This is a genomic window from Pseudomonas sp. NPDC098747 (assembly GCF_044760045.1).
Taxonomy (GTDB): Bacteria; Pseudomonadota; Gammaproteobacteria; order Pseudomonadales; family Pseudomonadaceae; genus Aquipseudomonas.
Map to the genome: position 1 here is coordinate 1 of NZ_JBIWAL010000078.1, position 3,125 is coordinate 3,125.

The 3,125-nt window shown below is 58.2% G+C and carries 1 protein-coding gene; it reads right to left on the reverse strand.

Features of this window, described 5'->3' with window-relative positions; all coding sequences use genetic code 11:
* Positions 1 to 858 precede the first annotated feature (858 nt).
* Positions 859 to 3,125, reverse strand: a 2,267-nt coding sequence (clpA, locus tag ACIQVE_RS27085) for an ATP-dependent Clp protease ATP-binding subunit ClpA (RefSeq protein WP_402814483.1), incomplete at its 5' end; no start/stop codon positions are given.

A 3,125-nucleotide genomic window follows, 5' to 3' on the forward strand; every position in this document is an offset into this window, starting at 1 on the left:
ACAGCGAGTCCCTTTTTCAAACGCCAAAAAGGAACCAAAAGGCTTTGCCCCCGGCGTACGGCACTTCGCTGAGGCTCAGTGTTCCCTCGCTACGGCGTCCACCCGGGGGCAGTCGCCTGCGGTTTGCTGCGCTGCACCTCCTCTCGATGGATGCGGCTTCGCCGCACGGCGCTGCGCGCCTAACCCCCGGATGGACACCTTCGCTCGGCCTGCCGAAGGGGGCTAAGAGCAAGAGCAACATCAAAAGCCAGATCAAAAACCCCTCACCCTAGCCCTCTCCCGGAGGGAGAGGGAACTGATCGAGGTGATTGGGCGAGGTGCGCCGACGTGGGATACCGAGTCGAACTCAAATTTCGATAAGCAAGAAAGTCGGCTCCCTCTCCCTCGGGAGAGGGCTGGGCGGGCGGCGTTCCGATGAGAGGCAAACCCCACACAAAACCAAAGCCGACCGCATCGCCCTCCACCACTCAACACAATGAGCGTTAGCTCGAGTGCAGCCCTTGATCTCAAGAGCCCGTCGGCAGGCTTCGTTCCGGGATTGATCCGGGGGGTGGGAGCGCAGCGACCGTTTGGCGAAGCCAAATGCATCGAGAGGAGGTGCAGCGCAGCCAACCGGAGGCGATGCCCCCGGATCAATCCCGGAGCGAAGGAACCCGAGCCACAGCGAGGGCCGAACGTCAGGGTAAAGCCTTTTGGGTTACCTTTTCGGCGTTTGGGAAAGGTGACCCCCCGTAAGGGCGGAACCCTAACCAGCCATCACCCAAAAAACGGATATACACCCACCCCCCAACACCCACACAAAACAAAAAAGGCGCCCGAAGGCGCCTTTCAAGCTTTACAGCAAAAAACCAACAACCGTCAGGCCATCTCCGCCGTAGTTTCGAAGTCAAACGTCATCTCACCATCCTTGATGTCGATGTGAACCACACCACCATGGTCAGCCAGCTCGCCAAACAGAATCTCCTCCGCCAGCGGACGCTTGATCTTGTCCTGGATCAAACGCGCCATCGGGCGTGCGCCCATTGCCGCGTCATAACCACCGGCCGCCAGCCAACTGCGCGCCGCGTCGGTAACTTCCAAGAGCACCCGCTTGTCTTCCAGCTGCGCCTGAAGCTCGGTAAGGAACTTGTCCACCACACTCTTGATGACCTCATGACTGAGGCGACCAAACTGGATAATGGTGTCCAGACGATTACGAAATTCCGGCGTGAAGCTCTTCTTGATCACTTCCATCGCATCAGACGAGTGATCCTGATGAGTGAAACCGATCGAAGCACGCGCGGCCGTTTCGGCACCGGCGTTAGTGGTCATGATCACGATCACATTGCGGAAGTCCGCCTTGCGCCCGTTGTTGTCGGTCAGCGTGCCATGATCCATCACCTGCAACAGCAGGTTGAAGACTTCCGGATGCGCCTTCTCGATTTCATCGAGCAGCAATACGCAATGCGGCTGCTTGGTGATCGCCTCGGTCAACAGACCGCCCTGGTCGAAACCGACATAGCCCGGAGGTGCACCGATCAGACGCGATACGGTGTGACGCTCCATGTACTCGGACATGTCGAAGCGAACCAGTTCGATACCCAGCGCCTTGGCCAATTGCCGCGCGGCTTCGGTTTTACCGACACCGGTTGGACCTGCGAACAGGAACGAACCGACTGGCTTGTCAGGCGACTTGAGACCAGCACGGGACAGCTTGATTGCAGTCGACAGCGAATCGATCGCCGCGTCCTGACCAAACACCGTCAGTTTCAAATCGCGCTCGAGGTTACGCAGCAGCTCCTTGTCGGAACTGGTGACGTGCTTCGGCGGAATCCGTGCGATCTTCGCCACGATGTCTTCGACGTGCGGCACTTCGATGCGCTTGGCGCGCTTCTCGACCGGTTGCAGACGCTGGTAAGCGCCGGCCTCGTCAATGACGTCAATGGCTTTGTCCGGCATGTGCCGGTCATTGATGTAGCGCGAAGCCAGCTCAGCAGCGGCGCGCAACGCCTCATCGCTGTACTCGATGTTGTGGTGCGCTTCGAAGCGCCCTTTCAGGCCGCGCAGGATACCGATGGTGTCTTCCACCGACGGCTCGACGACATCGACCTTCTGAAAGCGTCGTGCAAGCGCACGATCCTTCTCGAAGATGCCGCGAAATTCCTGGAACGTAGTCGAACCAATGCAACGAATGTCGCCAGACGACAGCAAAGGCTTGAGCAGGTTCGAAGCGTCCATGACGCCACCGGACGCAGCACCCGCACCAATAATGGTGTGAATTTCATCGATAAACAGAATGGCTTGCGGACGCTTTTTCAGTTCATTGAGCAGCGCCTTGAAGCGCTTCTCGAAATCACCGCGATACTTGGTGCCCGCGAGCAGAGCACCGAGATCAAGGGAATAAACGACGCTGCCAGCCAAAAGGTCAGGCACCTGGTTGTCAACAATACGCTTGGCGAGACCTTCGGCAATTGCGGTTTTACCCACGCCAGCCTCGCCAACCAGCAGCGGATTGTTCTTGCGACGACGCGCGAGAATCTGCGCGACGCGTTCGACTTCCGATTCACGCCCAACCAGCGGATCGATACGACCCTGGCGCGCAAGTTCGTTGAGGTTGCTGGCATAAGCATCCAGAGGATTGCCTGAAGAAGAAGACTCACCGCCCTCGTCGTCCTGCATATCTTGTTCACCTTCAGAGTGATCGCCATGCCCCGGCACTTTAGAAATGCCGTGCGCGATGTAATTGACGACATCGATGCGCGCAACGCTCTGCTGTTTCAGCAGGAACACTGCCTGACTCTCTTGCTCACTGAAGATTGCAACCAGCACGTTGGCGCCAGTCACTTCGCGTTTGCCCGAGCTCTGTACGTGGAAAACAGCACGCTGCAGGACACGCTGGAAGCCCAGAGTTGGCTGGGTTTCGCGATCTTCGTCATGGACGGGGATCAATGGCGTGGTGGAGTCGATGAACTCCTGCAGGTCGTGCTTGAGTTTGTCGAGGTTCGCGCCGCAGGCACGCAAAACGGTGGCGGCAGCCTCATTGTCCAATAGGGCCAGCAGGAGGTGTTCGACGGTCATGAATTCATGACGCTTCGAACGAGCCTCCTTGAAGGCAAGATTGAGGGTGACTTCGAGCTCGCGGTTTA